Origin of the sequence: Devosia sp. Leaf420 (genome assembly GCF_001425445.1) — a bacterium.
Classification (GTDB): domain Bacteria; phylum Pseudomonadota; class Alphaproteobacteria; order Rhizobiales; family Devosiaceae; genus Devosia.
Genome location: NZ_LMQU01000009.1, coordinates 389,135 through 406,766, shown reverse-complemented (window position 1 = coordinate 406,766; position 17,632 = coordinate 389,135). Strand labels below are relative to the sequence as shown.

The following is a 17,632-nucleotide window of genomic DNA, read 5'->3' as shown; positions in this document are numbered from 1 at the left end:
TCAGTGGGAGGGAGACGAAGACAGGCTAGAACCGGCTGGCGCCGGGAAGATATGACACCTGGCGGTATCGATGGAGAGGAACACCGCCTCGCCGGGCTTGCCGGGACGCATTGATTGATCGCGCATCTGGCTGGCGCGAATTTCGGTGCCGTCGGCGAGCGTCAGCTCGTGAACGAGCGTCGGCCCCAGGGCGATGGCGACGCTGACGCGGGCCGGCAGCGTCGTGGCATTGGCCCCGGAGACGAGGGTGACGTCCTCCGGTCGACAGGTGACGACGACGGGAGCGTCGACAACGAATTCAACCTGTCGCGGGACTTTGATCTTCTGGCCGACTGCAAGCCGGACAATGGAGTGATCGGCACCGGCGCTTTGGATGATGCCGGGAAGCTGATTGGCCTGGCCGATGAAGCTGTTGACGAAAAGGCTCTTGGGCGCATCGTAGACCGCCGTCGGCGTGTCGATCTGTTCAACCCGTCCCTTGTTCATCAGCACAAGGCGGCCGGCGAGGCTTTGGGCCTCTTCCTGGTCATGGGTGACGATCAGCGTCGTGATACCAAGGCTCCGCTGCAGCCGCAGCATCTCAACCTGAAGGTCGAAGCGGAGCGCGCGATCGAGGGCGCCGAACGGCTCATCGAGAAGCAGAAGGTTTGGTCGCGCGGCAAGCGCTCTTGCGACCGCCACACGCTGTTGCTGGCCACCCGATTGCTCTCGCGGCAGGCGGCGCGCCATGGTGTCGAGGCGCACCAGCGTTAAAAGTTCGGCAACGCGCTGGCGCCGCTCGGAGCGGGGCAGCCCCTGACAGGTCAGGGGATAGCCGACATTCTCTTCGACAGTGAGATGGGGAAACAGCGCATAGTTCTGAAAGACCATGCCAATCCCGCGGGTACGAGCCGGCATCGTATCGAGCCGTTGCGCTCCCATCGTGATCGTCCCTTCTTGGGGCTTGATCAGACCGGCGATCGAGCGGAGCACGGTCGACTTGCCACAACCGCTGGGCCCCAGCAGCGCCACGACTTCGCCCGGCCGCACATCGAAGGTGATGCGGTCGATCGCCAAAGCTGTGCCATACCGGTGCGTGAGGCTGTTGACGACCAGCCCTTGCGGTTGTGTTTCCATTGCTTGCTGATCGACGGCTAAAGCTTGATCGGTCATGGTCAGGCACTCACGATGATCCCAACCGAAACATCGCAATCAGCGTGCCAAATCGAGCGTGGCCAGCATATTTTTGTCTTAAGCAACTGACTTAAATAAATAAAATTCACTCATGAAATGTTTGCGAAACCAGTTTCGCATATTCATACGAATTATAATTCGCACATTATTTTGCACATTCGTGCGTCATGTGATGTATTTGTAGGCATCGCAAATCAGGACTTCCGACCATGCCGCCCCGTAAAGCTCCCCGCGCAAAGCCCGTCGAGATCGACATCGATGATGCCGAGGATGTCAACGACCGCATCTGTGCGACGCTGTCGACGGCCATCGCCGACGGTGCACTCAAGCCTGGAAGCAAGATCATCGAAGAGGCGATTGCGGAGCATTTCGGCGTCAGCCGCACAGTCGTCCGCGGTGCGCTCGGCGTCTTGCAGCGTGAGCGGCTCCTAGAGCGCAAGCGCAATCGCGGCACGTTCGTCGCCGAACCCAGTATTGAAGAGGCGCACCAACTGTTCGAAGCACGGCGGGCGCTCGAGCGCACTATTCTTAGCCTTGTGGCGCAACGGATCACCGCGGCTGATTTCGAGAAGCTCGATGCCATCACTGCCGAAGAGCTACGCGTCCACCAGCATGGTCATCAGGTGGCAAAGGCGACAACGATCGGCGAATTTCACGTCGAGCTCGCAGCGATCGCCGGCAATAAAGTGCTCAGTGAGATGCTGGCCAAGCTGGTCGCCCGCCTCTCTCTGGTGATGGCTTTATATGAAGATGAACGGCAGGATGATTGTGGCGCAGATCATCATCGCCAGATCGTCGACGCCCTGCGCGCGAGCGATCTGAGAAAGGCCCAAGCGCTGATGGATACCCATCTGGGAGATATAGAGGGGCGCGTGAGGCTGACGCCAGGACAGAGCGAGCGCCACAGTTTCATGTCCATGCTCGAGACATTCAGCGACTAGCAGAGCCACATGCTGATTAAGTCTTTCTCGAGAAACGAACCTCAACTTCCAGACGCTCATCCTCGATAGATCGCTTGATGAAAAATGGCGGCCATCGCTGGCCGCCATGTAAAGTCAGTTGGCCTGAACAGGCACGACGGTACCGGGGGAATAGACCACGGCACGATTGCTGAGATCGACGAAATAGACGCGATCATTGGTGTAGAAATAGCCGTGGGTGGCATCACCCTCGATCGGATGCAGCACGACAGCTTCTGGAACGGTGTAGCCGACGTCGATGGCGCCATCGATCACGACAGGGTCGGTCGGGTGCAGCCGAACATATTCAACTGAGCCGGCTTCGACGCCACCTGCAGCGCCGACCGACGCGCCAGCGAAACCACCGATTGCAGCGCCGATAGGACCGAAAACGAGGCCACCAATGACGGCCCCGGTGACGCCGCCAGCGGCGCCGCCCACGGCGGCATCAGCATTGGCATCCGGGTTCGTCTTGATAATCTGCGCCTGCGCAACGGTGGGGACGGCAAGGGCGGCAATAGCGAGAGCGCTGATAAAAAGCTTTTTCATCTTATCCTCTTGGAGGGTTGGAAGATGAAATCAAAACTCCTCAGCGCATGCCCAGTTCCGGTGATTATTTCAGAATTTCTATTATTACATAGGAATTACGATAACCGTAATGCAGATGTAAGGTATGAATACAATTAATATGGCCATTTCATTTATGATTACGACATTATACTCTGCAGTCGGCCGACGTTTCCAACAAACTATCGACATCCAAAACGGCCGTAGCGCGGTTCAGCGGCGGGCAAGCGGCAGGCGAACCTCGACCTTGAGCCCACCGCGCTCACCAGCGGAATAGGCAATCGTACCGCCATTGATGTCGAGGATTTCGCCGGCAATGGCGAGGCCAAGGCCGGTTCCTGGAACATTCTGGTCAAGACGCATACCGCGCCTCCCGAGCGTCTTGATAAGCTCATCCGGAATGCCCGGGCCGTCGTCTTCAATCGTTAAGAGAGCCATGGCTCCAGCCGTGGCCGTTGAAACCGCAATCGAGGTGTGCGCCCACTTGGATGCGTTTTCGAGCGTCACGCCGATCAGCTCCATCAGATCCTGCCGATGAATATCCACATCGGGGTCGTCACCCAGTTGCGCCATCCAGTGAAGGTTTTCGCCGTCTTGCGTTTTCCGCAGCACCGCCACGGTGCGCAGCACGGCGGTATTGAGCGAACTGCTCTCGCGATGTTCGCCCGTCCGGGTGCGCAATGAGGCCAGGCGCATCTGATAATCGACGCGCGTGGACATTTCATGCGCCAGATCATCGAGGACCGTTGCTTCGTCGTCCTGCCCCTTGTCGCGCAGGCGCATAGCGATGCCATGGAGGGCCGCGAGCGGCGTTTTGAGCCCGTGAGCAAGATCGGATGCGCGGCGCCGGCCGCGCTGTGCCAGTTCTTCGCGTTCGGACAGCAGCGCATTGACCTCGCTGACAAGGGGTTCGATTTCTGACGGAAACGCGCCCTCGAGCCGGCCGACACTCCCTAGGCGCACATCGTCCACCGCGCTGCGCAGACGGTTGAGCGGAGCAAGACCCAGTTGCAGTTGGGCCCATGAAGCGCCGACAATGGCAATCGCCATGAGCGCAAAGAGGCGCCCGATGTCCCATCCATAGGCCTGCGACGCCTGGTGGATCGGATCGTGATCTTCGCCAAGCGTAACCCGATAGGGACGACCATCGATGGTGATGTCGCGAGAGAGAAGGATCAGGTGAAAACGATCCTTGTTGGTCCAGTGGACGATCGATCCATTGGCTTGAGGCGCGATATCCAATTGCTGATCAAAGAGCGAGCGCGAGCGCGCCACGCCCTTGGTATCTAGGGCCTCGATCTGCCAATAGCGGCCGCCCAAGGGTGTTTCATAGCGCGGGTCTGGCAGGGGGGCCGAGATGGATGGGGTCGATGTGGATGGATCGATGACGGCAATGAGCCTCGTCATTGCCGCTTCAAGGTCACGTTTAACGCTGGCTTCCAGATTGGCGACGAAAAGCGCCTGCAAGATAATGCCGGAGAGGATGAGCGACCCCACGACCATGACCACCGCAAGGCCCATCAGCCGCAGAGCGATCGACCGCCGGTTTGGCAGCCAGCGCCGGATCAATAGTTGTCACCGAGCGTATAGCCAAAACCGCGGCGGGTTTTGACCACGTCATGGCCCAGCCTTTTACGCAGGCGCGCGACTAGAACCTCCAGCGCGTTGGAATCTCGCTCGTAGTCCTGCCGATAAATGTGCTCAGTAATTTCGAGTTGCGACACCACTCGACCGCGATTGTGCAACAGATAGGCCATTAGGCGAAATTCCTGTGGCGTCAGGTCCATGGGAAGACCGTCTTCCGTGACCGCCATGGTCCGCATGTCGAGTTCGTATTTGCCGAAAGCCACGCGCGAAGATGCAAGGCCCTTCGAGCGGCGGATGAGAGCGCGGATGCGCGCAACGATTTCGAGGGCGTGAAATGGCTTGACCACATAGTCATCGGCGCCAGCTTCGATCCCTTCCACCCTCTCCTCCCATTGCCCGCGAGCAGTGAGGATCAGCACAGGCGTCTCAAGGCCGCCGCGGCGCCAACGCTTCAGGATGGTCAACCCGTCCATCTGCGGCAGGCCCAGATCGAGAATGACCGCGTCAAAAGTCTCGGTGTCGGCCCGAAACCACACAGCTTCGCCATCGCTTTCGCGCTGCACTTCGAAACCGGACCGGCTCAAACTCGATTGCAGCACTTCGGCAATGCGGTCGTCGTCTTCGCCCACCAAGATCTTCATGGCTCGCTCCCGATGAAGCGCCCCGATTGGGCGTAATAATATTCCGTCGTCACCGTGCCGTTGGCGCGCAGAACGCGGATCGAATAGACGAGAAAGCCACGAATGCTGAGCATTTCCGCGTCGATGACATTGGTGCCGGCACGTTGGGCCAAATCCGGCAACAGACTGCTCAGGCTCACCGCACGTCCAGCGTTGACCGCATCACGCGCATAATCGGTACTGTAGTGCACTGTAATGTCTGGCGCCGCGATCGTGTCGCCTGACCCAGGCGAGACGGTGCTGCCTGTTGCAGGTGCAACGCCCCCGCTTCCGGCGCTCGTCGATCCTTGGCTCGCGCCATTGCCTTGGCCATTATTTCCGTTGTTTCCAGTATTGCCGTTGTTTCCGGCGTTGCCGTTATTCCCGGCGTTGCCATCGCCGTTCCCATTGTTCCCGGCATTGCCGTTTCCGTTTCCGTTTCCGTTTCCGTTTCCGTTTCCGTTTCCGTTTCCGTTTCCGTTTCCGTTTCCGGAATTGCCATTTTCGGTTGCGTTCCCGTCCTGCTGGGATTTTTCAGAACCGTTTCCATTGCCGTTGCCATTCCCGTTCTCTCCCCCATTGCCGTTGCCCTGGGCGAGCGCAGGTGCAGCGACCAGAAAGATCATCAAAGGCATGAGAAGGAGGATCCGCATGGCACAATTCTATCCTGCTGAAGCTGACAGAGTGCTTACAGGCACACTCACAGATGCGTCACGCCAATTGTGAGACACTGGTTTCGGTCGAGCTCCGCCCATGCTGGATTTTCGACCTCTTGATGGTAAAGGCCGCTCCGACATATCCCCGCCCCCCAAGCCCGTTGGAGCGGCCTCCTCGCTTTCAAACCCAGCATGAACGTCGCCGAGGTCCAGGGGTTAGACACGGCGTATCGGGATGGACCTTCGCCCTGTCGCACCTTGCAAACGCGCGACGCCGTTTGTCGGAGGACAAACGGCGCCACAAAAGTATTTATCGAAACGGATCAACCTCGACGCCAGGCAGCCTAAACTGCCGTCGATTAGCAGTCGTTGATACCTAGCGCTCAATAGATGAGACCCGTCTCTGCCTGGGCCTTAATTCGTGACCGTAACGTTGGGCAGATCGACGTTTACAGACTCGCCATTGCTGGTGATGCCACCGTTGACCAGCCAGATAATCAAGATAACCGCGAGGACGGCGGCAATGATCCCGCCGATAATGCCAAATGGGCTGCCCCCAGTGACCACGGTCTCGGTCGTTGCTGGGCGTTCGATGATTGTTTCGCGTTCGATAGTCATTGATGTCTCCAGGGTTTGAGATTGTTAGGGGGGCGAGCGCAGGGCGCCGCAATGAAAGCTCAAGAGGCTGACGTTTCGGGCGCAACCAGATCGCTGCCGGTCCGCTCGACGGCAGAGAAATCCGTTGCTGTGAAGATCAGGCCCGCCGACGCAAGGCAGGCAAGACCAACGATTCCCAAAAACAAAAGAATGACGAGCATCCTTTCCTCCTCTTGAAACCACCCCAAAGGGGCGGCTGGCCGAGCCTTAGGCTGGGCCGTTTAGTGGCAAACAGTCATGATGAGGACGATCCAGAATGGGCAGCTATTGCAGCTCTGTCGTTTTGCTGCCGGATGTGAGCCGCGTCCTCGTTATCCATGCCAAAATAACGGCGAGTACCACCTAGCGTTCCCTCTAAGTGATTGTTTTTATTATTACATTTCAATGTTCAGCGTTGTAAGCTATTTGTTATCTTTGCTGTCGGCTGCTATTTCGAATTAACGAAATCGACAACATCACCATGCTTTCAAACTAGACAGCCATACAGCCTAGGTATCTATGCCCGTCAGCAGTTTACGTTGTGCGGGCCACAGATGGATTTCCTGAGCTTCGCCATCTTGATAGACATGTGCGTCTATGCGCTGATCGGCTTCATTGTCGCCAAGGTCGGGCGCCGCTGGCTGCCTGAGCCCTGGAACAAACCATCGATGACGATCCCGGTAGCCCTAGCCATCGGCGCGATCATCACATTGGCCACCCTGCCCCGCTGGTTCATCTGGCCGCACTGATCGCGGTCGATCTGGCGGCTCAGTCGCGGGGTACGATCATCTCCACGCTCGCGATCAGGTCTGCGGCAAGGGTAGGCTTCTGGTGAAGCACGCTCCCTTCGATCATGCCCTTGTCCGCTGCGCTGACAGTGTCACCCGTCATGAAGATAACGCCCGTTGCAGCGCTGATTTCACGAGATCTGCGCGCAATGTCCCATCCGCTGACAGTGCCGGGCAGGTGAATATCCGTAATGACCGCATCAAAGCGCGGAAAGGCGCTGGCCAGCAGGTCCAGAGCCGCGGCGCCACCATAAGCAGTGGCCGTCTCAAAGCCAGCCTCTGTCAAAACTCCTTCCAAGAAGACAGCGATCATCGCTTCGTCTTCGACCAGGAGAACTTTCTTGCGGGGAGCCATTGCTGAGACGATCCTGACTGCAGCCACCACACTTTGGTGGTGTGCATCGGCCAAAGTTCTCTCAATAATCCAGCCCTGCTGACAAATGGCTGACACAACTCCGGCTTGGCAAAGTTATGTGCCCTAGACTGCCCCTTTGCCCGGCCCGTCCCCTGCTGATCACCGCTCTAGCGAGATTAAAACTGGAAGTTGAGAGCCTTCTCGCCCTGAAGTTCGATGCGACAAACTTTGCCCTCCACAGCCAGAACGCCCGCCATCCGCATCATCATTTGAGCGAGTTCGCTGGTTGGCAGTTCGACCTCGATGGTTTCGGCTCTCCCGCCTCTGAGCGTGAGGCTCGCCAGTGCGCCGTTTTCCCAGGAGAGATCAACACTGTGGCCGCCGACGGTGCGGATGTTCCGGGCGCTGCCGGCGGGCCAGCTCGCCGGAAGCGTCGGCAGAATGATGATATGGCCCTTGCGGCTCTGAACCAGCAGTTCGGTCATGCCCGCCACGGCGCCGAAATTGCCGTCGATCTGGAAGACATTGCCTTCTTCCCAACCCGAATGGGGATGAAGCACCATCAGCGATTTGAATGCCAGATTGTTGAGGAGCCCGTGGATGGCCTTATCGGCGCGCGCGGTGTCGCGGAGACGCGCAGCCTGACAGAGAATCCAGGCTTGGCTCCAGCCGGTGTGACCCGACCCATTGGCAAGGCGAACATCGAGCGCTTTGCGCACACCGGCAAAAGCCTCGGGTGTCGTTTGAGCGGTAATGCGGCGGCCGGGATGCAGGCCGAAGAGATGCGAAAGGTGGCGGTGGCCGATTTCGGCCGAGGTGACATCGACGGACCATTCGCTCAAAGCGCCAGTGGCATCGATGTGCGGGATTTTCAGTTTGGCAAGCGCAGCGCGCGCTTCTGCCTTCAGCGCGGCATCGTCTGCGGTTGCAAAGCCGACAAAGATTTCGAGCAGTTCGCGGATCATTTCTTGATCCATGGCCGACCCAGCCGACACCGCAACCTTTGCGCCATCAGCCGCGAAAAACTGGTTCTCAGGTGATGTCGAGGGACTTGCGACCAAAGCGCCATCTTGGTCTTCGACGAGCATATCCAAGGCGAAGGGTACCGCCTCGCGCCACACAGGCAGAGCGATGGTGCGCAGAAACCCATCGTCGTCCGGATAGTAGTCCAGGCGGCTATTGAGCTGAACCGCAAGCCAGATGAGGCCCGATGCCCAATTGGCCCAGCTCGGATCGCCATGAACAGGCGCCGAGAAATGCCAGATGTCGGTATTGTGGTGAATGGTAGCCCCGCGCGCTCCATAATAGTGCCGCGCGGCGACTTGGCCTCGCGCGCCTGCAGCCTCGGCAACGAATTGGTGGAGCGGGGCTGCAAGATCGCCCAGCCCTGTCATTTCGGCGGGCCAATAGTTCATCTCGGTATTGATGTTGATGGTGTAATTGGCGCTCCAGGCGGGGCGCACATCGACATTCCAGATACCCTGAAGATTTGTTGGCTGCGTGCCGGGGCGGGAACTGCTGATCATCAGATAGCGGCCATAGTGATAGAGCAATTCGGCGCGTCGCGGATCGAGGCCATCATGGACGGGCGACTGCGAGAGGTCGAAATCCATGCGGTCGAAATAGCTTGAATAGTCTTCGCGATGATCCTCGACGAGACGCTGGATCGGTTGCGCAAGCGCTGCGGTTACGCGGTCTTTTGCCGCTTTCGCAAGGGCCGCGACATCGGCGCTGGGACGCTGATCATACCCACGAAAACCGCTTTCCGCCGAAACTATCAGGCGCGCTGATCCCGCCGCATCTTGGTGGAGCGCCGCAACCACGGCATAGCCCATCCCCGCGGCTACTGTGCCTGAAGCATCGGGCATGTCATCGGCGTAGACGATGGCCGGTTCGTCATCGACATAGTTGGGCAGTACAGTTTTAGGCACGCGGCCCGTGACGGTCATCCATTTGATGCCGTCGGCCTCGGCAACAGCGATTTCCGCCTTCTCGTGTGGCGTATTAAAGGCCAGTGCCATTTCGACGAAAGCCAAAATGCCCGGCCCTGCGATGGTGGCGAGGAGAACACCTGCCGGTGCCGAAACGAGCGAGCGGAGTTGCACCGATCCGTTTTCACTATCGTAAGTGGCGCGCGCTTCGGCCTTCGCGAGATCGAGGCAACGGTTATAGCCACTAATCTCAGCCGCAGCGGCATAGGTGAGTTTGAGCGTGCCAAGCGGCTGGTAGGACTGAGTCCAACCAGGCCCCTGCATATCGCGGCTGATTGCATCGGCGCGTTTGAAATCACCCGCGGCAATGGCATCGCGCAGCGGCTGAAGAAGATAGGCGGGAGATGGCCCCGGTTCGTCGCCAAGCGGACCGGCCGACCAGAGCGTATCGAGATTAAGCGCAAAGCTCTCCGTTCCCGGCTTGCCCAGAACCGACGCGCCAAAACTGCCATTGCCGAGCAGGAAGCTTTCCGTAAAGCCGGAGGCAGGAGCGTTGAGTTCGAGAAGGAAGCGGGAGGCCATATCGGGTCCTTGCAAAGAAGATGGGGTGGAAGGTTATCCTTCCACCCCAGATCATAAAAGACGGAGCATGCTTTGCTAGAGACGCATCTTGATGGATGCAAACCCCAAGCTGCGCTCGCGGTCTGCGAGACCCAAACTAGAATTCGCTCCAGTCATCTTTGAGCGCGGTATTTCCCCGGCTGATATAGGCGCGCGAGGCAGAGGCGATCTTGTTTTGCACGGCTTTGACTGGGCTTGGTCGTGCCGACGCTGCGGCACGAGAGACGGGTGTCGCGCTGGCGCTGATCTTGAACTGATCAACGATATGATCGAGATCGCTGGCGCGAGACTCGGTCTGCTCGATTGCCGCATTGGTTTCTTCGACGAGGGCAGCGTTGTGCTGGGTCATTTCGTCCATCTGGCGGATGGCGACGGAGACTTCCGCGATGGCCGAGGATTGCTCCTGGCTGGCCGTGGCGATGGACTGGATCAGCGCGCTGTTGGTCTCGACCGAGTCGAGAATAGCCCTAAGTTTGCCGGCAGCATCGGCGACAAGGCGGCTGCCCTGCCCGACTTCGTTAGCCGATTGCTCGATAAGCGCCTTGACCTCGGCAGAGGCTTCGGCAGCCGATTGCGCCAAGCGACGCACTTCGACGGCCACCACCGCAAAGCCTTTGCCGGCTTCACCGGCACGGGCCGCTTCCACCGAGGCGTTGAGCGCCAAGAGGTTGGTCTGGAAAGCGATGTCGTCGATCATGCCGATGATGTTGGAAATCTTGGCGGAGGATTGCGTGATCCGCTCCATGGCGCCGGTCGCAAGGTTCATCACCTGACCGCCTTCACCGGCAAGACGGGCGGATGCGGTGGTCGAAGCGGCTGCGTCGTCTGCCTTGCGGGCATTGTCGACGACGGTGCTCGAAAGCTGCTCAATGGAGGCCGATGTCTGTTCGATGGCCGCGGCCTGTTTGGTCGTGCGTTCCGAGAGATCGTTGGCGCCGGCGAGGATTTCGCTGGTGGCCAATTTCAGGGCGCGGGACGTTTCGCGAAGTTGCCCCATGACGCTGGTTAGATTGTCGGCAACAGCATTGGTGTCTGATTTCAGCCGATCAAGTGCGCCGCGATATTGCCCAGTCACACGTTGAGTTAGATCCGTGCGGGCCAGCGCGGAAAGCACTTCTCCGGTTTCATTTAGACCCGTTTCGATCGTGTCGATCATGCCGTTGAAGTTTGCTGCGATGCCGGCAATGTCGGCATCCGCGAACTGGCTCTGCATGCGCTTGCTGAAATCGCCATTGCTCGCCGAGCGCACGACGACATCGAACTCGGATTGAAACGCATCCATCAATTTGGCACGGGCCGCCGCTGCACGGGCACGGTCGGCTTCCTCGAGCCCAATGGTGGCGACCCGCTCGCCATTGTCGCGGAAAACGGCGACAGCCTTGGCCATGTCTCCAATTTCGTCGCCACGGCCCGCAAAAGGTATTTCGCTCGCCAGATCACCCTCGGCCAGCGCGGTCATGCGCTTGTTGATCTCGGCGATCGGTCGCGCCACCGAGCGAGCGCCGAAAACGGCTGTGCCGATCAAGACGAGGATGACGAGGCCGCCCAAGGCCGTGCTGATGAGCGATGTCTGATCGCGCTGGCCATCGGCAGCAGCGTTGGCGTTTTGCGCCAATTCCGAAGCGAGCGCCGTGATGTGCTGCATACGTTCGGACATGTCGGCGCCGAGGTCGGCAAGCTTTTGCTTGAGCGCGCTGTGTTCGCTGGCAACGTCCAATGCTGCAGCGGGGTCGAGCGCCTTCTTGGCATTGGCCGCGAGGCCGACGGCTTCGGCAATGAACTGTTCGCGCGCCGTGAGGACTGCCTCGGCATTGGCGATATTTTCCGGCCGCGTCATGCGAGATTTGGCGTCGGTGATGAACGTTTCCATCCGTCCGCCGGCTTCGGCCGCGGCTTGATATGCAGCATCGGCTTCGGCGGCACTGGCCACATCGTTGAGCTGGCCAACAGCGATTTCCATATCGCGCATGGATATGCTCGCATTGAGCATCAGCCGTCTGATTTCCATCTGTCGGTCCTGGAAATCGTCGGCCTGTTTGGTGAGACCCGTCCCGAAAATCGTCGCGGCCATCATAATTGCGACGACGATAATGCCAATAAGGGACGCCAGAGCCAATTTGGCTCCGAGTTTTATACTACCCGGGGTTTTCATGAGAGCACCTGATCAACACGGATAAGGGCATCCGTATTTGTACCAAGGGTTACGCCGCTGTGGTTAACGGCTGGTTCCCATAATGGGTCACTTCGAGCGCCATTTCACGCCAAGCGCATCACATTTGAAATGCACACCGCGCCCTTCGGCAAACCAGAGATTTGTTCGGTCGGCTTAGCCGCAGCGCAGGCGAAGTTGGGTGAGATCGACGATGGTGACGTGCCGGTAGTTGGCGATCTCGATGACCCTATCCGTCTTAAGCTTGCTCATCTGCCGGCTCACCGTCTCGATGGTCAGCCCCAGGAAGTCGCCGATATCGGCACGACTTAGCGGCAGGTCGAAGGTGGCTAGCGCCCCTTCTTCCGTGGGGTCGATATGCGTTGCAATGAGGTACAAAAAGCTTGCGACCTTTTCGGCCGCCGTCTTGCGACCCAGCGTTACCATCCAGTCGCGCGCTTCATCGAGCTCACGCAGAGCCTGCATCATCACCCGGTGCTCGACGGGGCTACCATCACGCATCAGCGCTTCGAGCGCAGGCTTGGGAATCATGCAGAGTTCGACATCCGATGCCGTTTCGACGCTGACCCGGCTTTCGCTGGCAAAGGGCCGGCCCAGAAGATCGGGCGCGAATTGCAGGCCGACGACCTGCTGCCGCCCGTCCTCCAGCACCTTGGTCAGTTTGACGACACCGCGCAGCACATTGGCATAGGCCGGCATCGGCATGGCGTCGGCCATCAGTTCCTGTCCTGCTTCGCGCTTGACGCGGCGCGTTTGCTTGGCAAGTGCGGCGAGTTGCTCAGGCGTCAGCGCGCCACAAATACCCTGATGCCGCGCCTCGCAGCTTTGGCATAGGATGGGCACGTCTGAATTGTGGATGTCTTTGCGAACCGTCTGCATGGAACTGCTCCTGACAGTTCCGTGATTACGCCTCATCCGCTCCCAAGATAATCCGCCCTTTTGACGCTGTGCCAACGCGTCGCATGGCGAAACCGAGGCGCGCCTCAAATAGAGACAGACAGCCCTTGACCTTCCCATCATGGGAAGGTCTATCTCTACGCGGACGAGGTAATAGCCATGAACGCACACGTCCAAAAAACCGCTGCCACACCCATCACGCTCGACATCACCGGCATGTCCTGCGCGTCCTGCGTGTCGCGTGTCGAAAAGGCACTGTTGAAAGTCCCGGGCGTCGAAGCGGCTTCCGTCAATCTTGCAACGGAGCGGGCAACGGTATCAGGTGGCGACCAGGATGCACTGATGAAGGCCGTCGAAAAGGCGGGCTACACGAGCAGCATCCGCCTGCCCGACCAGCCCACGCATGACCACGCGCATCATCACGACGAAGATGCCGCCGTGCTCCGGCGCGATGTCATCATCGCCGCGATCCCGACCATTCCGCTCTTCGCGCTCGAAATGCTCGGCCATCTCTACATGCCCTTCCACATATGGCTGATCTCCGTCATCCCGATGGACGTGCTCTATGCTGCCTATTTCGTGCTCACGACCTTCGTGCTTTTCATGCCCGGCCTTCGCTTCTTCAAGGCCGGCATCCCGGCTCTCTTGCGCGGCGCGCCCGAGATGAATTCCCTTGTTGCGCTCGGCGCCGGGGCGGCCTGGCTGTTCTCAACCGTGGTCACCTTCGCCCCGCAGCTCGTGCCGGCGGAAACCCGCTACGTCTATTTCGAAGCCGCTGCGGTCATCGTGACGCTGATCCTCGTCGGCCGCTGGCTCGAAGCCATCGCCAAGGGCCGCACCGGCCAAGCCATACAGCGGCTCGTGCACGAGCAGGCCAAGACGGCACGCATCGAACGCGATGGCACATCGCTCGAAGTCGATATCGCCCAAGTCCGCGTCGGCGACATCATTGTCGTGCGCCCGGGCGAGAAGATCGCCGTCGATGGCGAGGTGATCGACGGCACAAGCCATGTCAATGAAGCCATGATTTCTGGGGAGCCCTTACCAGTCTCTAAGTCTGCCGGTGCACCGGTCATCGGCGGCACGCTCAACACTTCCGGCAGCTTCCGCTTCCGCGCCACCAAGGTCGGCGGCGATACCATGCTCGCCCAGATCATCCGGATGGTCGAAGAAGCGCAGGCCGGCAAATTACCGATCCAGCGTACCGTCGATCTGATCACCGCCTGGTTCGTGCCCGCCGTCATGGCTCTGGCTGCGCTGACCTTTCTCATCTGGCTCATCTGGGGGCCCGACCCTGCCCTGACATTCGGTTTCGTCAACGCGGTCGCCGTCCTCATCATCGCCTGCCCCTGCGCCATGGGTCTTGCGACACCCACCTCGATCATGGTCGGCACCGGCCGCGCCGCCGAACTCGGCGTGCTCTTCCGGAAGAGTGAAGCCCTGCAGCGCCTTCGCGATGCCGACGTCGTCGCCTTCGACAAGACTGGCACGCTGACCGAAGGCAAGCCGGTGCTCAGCGACCTCATTCTCGACGACGATTTTACCCATGACGAGGTGCTGTCGCTTGTCGCCGCAGCCGAAAGCCGCTCCGAACATCCGATCGCGCTGGCCATCGTCGCTGCCGCCGAAAAGTCCGGCCTGACACTGCCCGCCCTGGAAAACTTCGCTTCCGACGCCGGCCACGGCGTCACGGCCACCATCGATGGCCGCAAGGTGCAAGTTGGCTCCGCCCGCATGATGGACGGGCTTGATCTCTCGGACTTCGAAGAAGCGCTGCAGCGGCTTGCCGATGAAGGCAAAACGCCGGTCTTTGCCGCCGTGGATGGCAAGATCGCGGCCGCCATCGTGGTCGCCGATGTGATCAAGCCGACCAGCAAGGCCGTCATCGCCCGCCTACACGCCATTGGTCTCAAGACGGCGATGATCTCGGGCGATAATCAGCGCACTGCCGCAGCCATCGCCGCCCAACTCGGCATCGATGAAGTCCGTGCCGAAGTCCTGCCCGCCGATAAGGTCGCGGCGATCAAGGCCCTGCGTCAAGACGGTCGCACGGTCGCCTATATCGGCGACGGCATCAACGATGCCCCAGCCCTTGCCGAAGCCGATATCGGCATTGCCGTCGGCACCGGCACGGACGCTGCCATTGAAAGCGCCGATGTCGTCTTGCTCGGCGGCGACCTCAAAGGCGTACTCAATGCCCTAAAGGTTAGCCGATCTACCATGCGCAATATCTGGGAAAATCTCTTCTGGGCGTTCGGCTACAATACCGTGCTGATCCCCGTCGCTGCCGGCGCGCTCTATCCAGCCTTCGGCATCCTGCTCTCGCCCATGCTTGGCGCCGGCGCCATGGCGCTGTCCTCGGTCTTTGTCGTCAGCAACGCCCAGCGCCTCCGCGCCATTAAGGGAGAAGCGCTATGAATATCGGTGAAGCCGCGAGCGCCACCGGCGTTTCCGCCAAGATGATCCGCTATTATGAAGAGATCGGCCTTATCCGGCCGCCGCATCGGACTGGCAGCAATTATCGCGTCTATGGCGCGGATGAGGTCCATGTTCTCCGCTTCATCCGCCGCTCGCGCACCCTCGGCTTTTCCATCGAGGAGACCGGCGCGCTCCTCGCTCTCTGGCAGGACAAGACCCGCGCCAGCGGCGAAGTGCGCGAAATTGCCGCCGGCCATATTTCAGCGCTCGAAACCAAGATTGCCGAACTCCAATCCATGGTCGGCACGCTCAAGCATCTCGTTCATTGCTGCCATGGCGATGACCGACCCGACTGCCCGATCCTCGATGATCTCGCAGGCAGCTCAACCAAAACCAAAGGACACTGACATGACCGACAAGACCATTTTTATCGTCAACGACATGACCTGCGGCCACTGCGTCGGCACCGTCCGCAAAGCCCTCGAAACCGCCCTGCCCGGCGCCGAAATTTCCGTCGATCTCGACACCCACAAGGTCAGCTTCACCGGCGACCGCGCAAAGGGCGAAGAAGCGATCAAGGAAGCCGGTTACACGCCCGAGCCAGCGTAAAGCCGCCCAAAGTCCCTGCTTGACCTTGCCATTTGGCAAGGCCGCAGGCTGCAACCGATAATAGGAGACCCCAATGAAACCAGCGCTTCTCGCCCTTGCCTTCACTCTGCTTGCCGCACCGGCCTTCGCTCAGGATCAGCACGCTGGCCATAGTGCCGCCGCGGCCGGCGAAGCCCCGTCCACCGCCGCCTTTCGCGCTGCCAACATGGCCATGCACGAAAATATGGACATCGATTATTCCGGCAATCCTGACGTCGATTTCATGCGCGGCATGATCCCCCATCACCAGGGTGCGGTGGCCATGGCGAAGATCGCGCTTCAATACGGCTCGGACCCTGAGGTCAAAAAACTTGCCGAAGCCGTCATCGCGGCGCAGGAAGCCGAAATCGCCTTCATGCAGGATTGGCTCGCCAAGCACCCGCAATAGGGGTTGACGCCTGGACGTCAGCCAACTCGCCCCACGGAGTTGCGCACGATCAGTTCCGCGCGCAGCAATATCTGGCTTTCCTTTGGCGTCTCGCCAGCGAGCATGCCGAGCAGCAAGTCCATCGCGGCCTCGCCGATGCGCGTGCGCGGCTGTTTCATCGTCGTGAGCGACGGCGAGACGAAGCTTGAAAACGAGATATCGTCAAAGCCCATGATCGAGAATTGCCGCGGCAAGTCGTAATGCCGCGCGCTCAGCGAGATCAGCACGCCGAGCGCCGTCGCGTCATTGACGCAGAAGAAGGCGGTCGGCAGTGCATCGCGCACGAACATCAACTCGGCTGCCGCGCGGCCGCTCTCCGTCGTGCCATCGCCATCGATGATGAGGCGCGGATCCACGGTCAGCCCGGCTCCAGTCAGGGCCGTACGATACCCCTCTTCGCGCAGCCGATTGACCTCGCGCCCCGGCGCTCTTCCGATAAAGGCGATCCGCTTGTGCCCTTGCGAAATCAGGTGCTCGGTCGCGATCCGCGCCCCGGCAAAATTGTCGACGCCGACAAACGGCACATCGGCATTGGGCACCGGCTCGTTGACCGCCACCATGGGCGGCAGCCGTGTCTCATTGCCATCCTGGCCATAGCCGAACGGCAGGTGCCCAGTAAAAAGGATGAGCCCATCGGCTTGGTTTGAGCTGATGAATCGCAGGTAGTCCGTTTCGCGGCTCGGATCGTTCTGCGTATTTCCGATCAAGACGCCATAGCCGCGCTTGCTGGCCTCGGTTTCGAGCCCGACGAGAATATTGGAAAAGTTTGGATCGCCCACATCGGGCGCCAGGATGAGGATCATGTTGGATCGCCGCATGCGCAGCGACCTGGCCATGGCATTGGTGGTGTAACCGGTGCGGGCAACAGCCTCGGTCACCTTGCGGCGCGTGGCTTCGGCTACTTTCGTTGGCTCATTGATGGCGCGGCTGACCGTGGCGATGGAGACCCCAGCCAAGGCAGCGACATCCTCGATCGTGGCCAGTTTTTGCTGCTGCACTCAGCGCTCCGCCCATCGCGCGATACCGCCCGAGCGGCGCGCGCCTCAGCCCTTAGCAGAAGCCATGAAAGAAGCCATGGCCTTCAACTCAGGCTATATGCTTTTGCTGCACTGTAAACCTTTACACAATCCATGAAAACCT

19 protein-coding genes are annotated in these 17,632 nt (G+C 59.9%); 7 read left to right on the top strand and 12 right to left on the bottom strand.

Going from position 1 to position 17,632, the window contains the following annotated elements; translation table 11 throughout:
- On the bottom strand, positions 1-1,152 hold the full coding sequence (locus ASG47_RS06550; protein WP_061907914.1) for an ABC transporter ATP-binding protein: 1,152 nt from the start codon (positions 1,150-1,152) through the stop codon (positions 1-3).
- Positions 1,153-1,382: 230 nt separating this feature from the next.
- Between ASG47_RS06550 and ASG47_RS06545 the strand changes: the two genes are divergently transcribed.
- Positions 1,383-2,114: a GntR family transcriptional regulator gene (locus tag ASG47_RS06545; RefSeq protein ID WP_061907913.1), complete on the top strand. Its 732-nt coding sequence runs from the start codon at positions 1,383-1,385 to the stop codon at positions 2,112-2,114.
- 114 nt (positions 2,115-2,228) lie between these two features.
- On the opposite strand, the gene ASG47_RS06540 is transcribed toward ASG47_RS06545, so the two are convergent.
- The 4 genes from ASG47_RS06540 to ASG47_RS20610 form a co-directional block, all read right to left on the bottom strand.
- Positions 2,229-2,681, bottom strand: coding sequence for a DUF1236 domain-containing protein (locus tag ASG47_RS06540; RefSeq protein ID WP_061907912.1), 453 nt, complete (start codon positions 2,679-2,681; stop codon positions 2,229-2,231).
- Positions 2,682-2,912: 231 nt separating this feature from the next.
- On the bottom strand, positions 2,913-4,268 hold the full coding sequence (locus ASG47_RS06535; RefSeq protein WP_156464014.1) for a sensor histidine kinase: 1,356 nt from the start codon (positions 4,266-4,268) through the stop codon (positions 2,913-2,915).
- Positions 4,265-4,927 (bottom strand): response regulator transcription factor, encoded by a 663-nt coding sequence (locus ASG47_RS06530; protein WP_061907910.1) that lies wholly within the window; start codon positions 4,925-4,927, stop codon positions 4,265-4,267. Before ASG47_RS06530 ends, ASG47_RS06535 begins: the two co-directional genes overlap by 4 nt.
- Positions 4,924-5,157 carry a PepSY domain-containing protein gene (locus tag ASG47_RS20610; RefSeq protein WP_156351765.1) on the bottom strand — a complete coding sequence of 78 codons (234 nt, stop codon included), beginning with the start codon at positions 5,155-5,157 and terminating at the stop codon, positions 4,924-4,926. The genes ASG47_RS06530 and ASG47_RS20610 overlap by 4 nt, the downstream gene beginning before the upstream one ends.
- Positions 5,158-5,253: 96 nt before the next feature.
- Here ASG47_RS20610 and ASG47_RS20605 point away from each other — a divergent pair, with 96 nt between their 5' ends.
- Complete coding sequence (locus tag ASG47_RS20605) at positions 5,254-5,619, top strand: hypothetical protein (protein WP_156464013.1); 366 nt, start codon at positions 5,254-5,256, stop codon at positions 5,617-5,619.
- 396 nt (positions 5,620-6,015) lie between these two features.
- Here the strand turns inward: ASG47_RS20605 and ASG47_RS06520 are convergent, their stop codons facing one another.
- Positions 6,016-6,219, bottom strand: coding sequence for a hypothetical protein (locus ASG47_RS06520; protein ID WP_061907908.1), 204 nt, complete (start codon positions 6,217-6,219; stop codon positions 6,016-6,018).
- Positions 6,220-6,278: 59 nt separating this feature from the next.
- On the bottom strand, positions 6,279-6,419 hold the full coding sequence (locus ASG47_RS20600) for a hypothetical protein (RefSeq protein WP_156351769.1): 141 nt from the start codon (positions 6,417-6,419) through the stop codon (positions 6,279-6,281).
- Between the two features lie 372 nt (positions 6,420-6,791).
- Between ASG47_RS20600 and ASG47_RS06515 the strand changes: the two genes are divergently transcribed.
- Positions 6,792-6,986, top strand: coding sequence for a hypothetical protein (locus ASG47_RS06515; RefSeq protein ID WP_061907907.1), 195 nt, complete (start codon positions 6,792-6,794; stop codon positions 6,984-6,986).
- 19 nt (positions 6,987-7,005) lie between these two features.
- On the opposite strand, the gene ASG47_RS06510 is transcribed toward ASG47_RS06515, so the two are convergent.
- From ASG47_RS06510 to ASG47_RS06495, 4 genes are all read right to left on the bottom strand, one after another.
- The gene (locus tag ASG47_RS06510) at positions 7,006-7,434 is read right to left on the bottom strand and encodes a response regulator (protein ID WP_156464012.1); all 429 of its coding nucleotides are present in this window, start codon (positions 7,432-7,434) and stop codon (positions 7,006-7,008) included.
- Positions 7,435-7,556: 122 nt separating this feature from the next.
- On the bottom strand, positions 7,557-9,893 hold the full coding sequence (locus ASG47_RS06505) for a glycosyl hydrolase family 95 catalytic domain-containing protein (RefSeq protein WP_061907905.1): 2,337 nt from the start codon (positions 9,891-9,893) through the stop codon (positions 7,557-7,559).
- 136 nt (positions 9,894-10,029) lie between these two features.
- A complete protein-coding gene (locus ASG47_RS06500) occupies positions 10,030-12,048 on the bottom strand; it encodes a methyl-accepting chemotaxis protein (protein WP_061907904.1) in 2,019 nt (672 codons plus the stop codon).
- Positions 12,049-12,258: 210 nt separating this feature from the next.
- Positions 12,259-12,981, bottom strand: a complete 723-nt coding sequence (locus ASG47_RS06495) for a Crp/Fnr family transcriptional regulator (protein WP_061907903.1) — start codon at positions 12,979-12,981, stop codon at positions 12,259-12,261.
- Between the two features lie 177 nt (positions 12,982-13,158).
- Between ASG47_RS06495 and ASG47_RS06490 the strand changes: the two genes are divergently transcribed.
- From ASG47_RS06490 to ASG47_RS06475, 4 genes are all read left to right on the top strand, one after another.
- The gene (locus ASG47_RS06490) at positions 13,159-15,417 is read left to right on the top strand and encodes a heavy metal translocating P-type ATPase (protein ID WP_061907902.1); all 2,259 of its coding nucleotides are present in this window, start codon (positions 13,159-13,161) and stop codon (positions 15,415-15,417) included.
- Positions 15,414-15,824 carry a Cu(I)-responsive transcriptional regulator gene (gene cueR / locus ASG47_RS06485; RefSeq protein ID WP_061907901.1) on the top strand — a complete coding sequence of 137 codons (411 nt, stop codon included), beginning with the start codon at positions 15,414-15,416 and terminating at the stop codon, positions 15,822-15,824. The genes ASG47_RS06490 and cueR overlap by 4 nt, the downstream gene beginning before the upstream one ends.
- A 1-nt stretch (position 15,825) precedes the next feature.
- Entirely contained in the window at positions 15,826-16,026 is a 201-nt protein-coding gene (locus tag ASG47_RS06480; protein WP_061907900.1) for a heavy-metal-associated domain-containing protein, read from the top strand.
- 73 nt (positions 16,027-16,099) lie between these two features.
- Entirely contained in the window at positions 16,100-16,453 is a 354-nt protein-coding gene (locus ASG47_RS06475) for a DUF305 domain-containing protein (RefSeq protein WP_061907899.1), read from the top strand.
- Between the two features lie 17 nt (positions 16,454-16,470).
- Here the strand turns inward: ASG47_RS06475 and ASG47_RS06470 are convergent, their stop codons facing one another.
- A complete protein-coding gene (locus ASG47_RS06470; protein WP_061907898.1) occupies positions 16,471-17,490 on the bottom strand; it encodes a LacI family DNA-binding transcriptional regulator in 1,020 nt (339 codons plus the stop codon).
- Between the last annotated feature and the right edge of the window lie 142 nt (positions 17,491-17,632).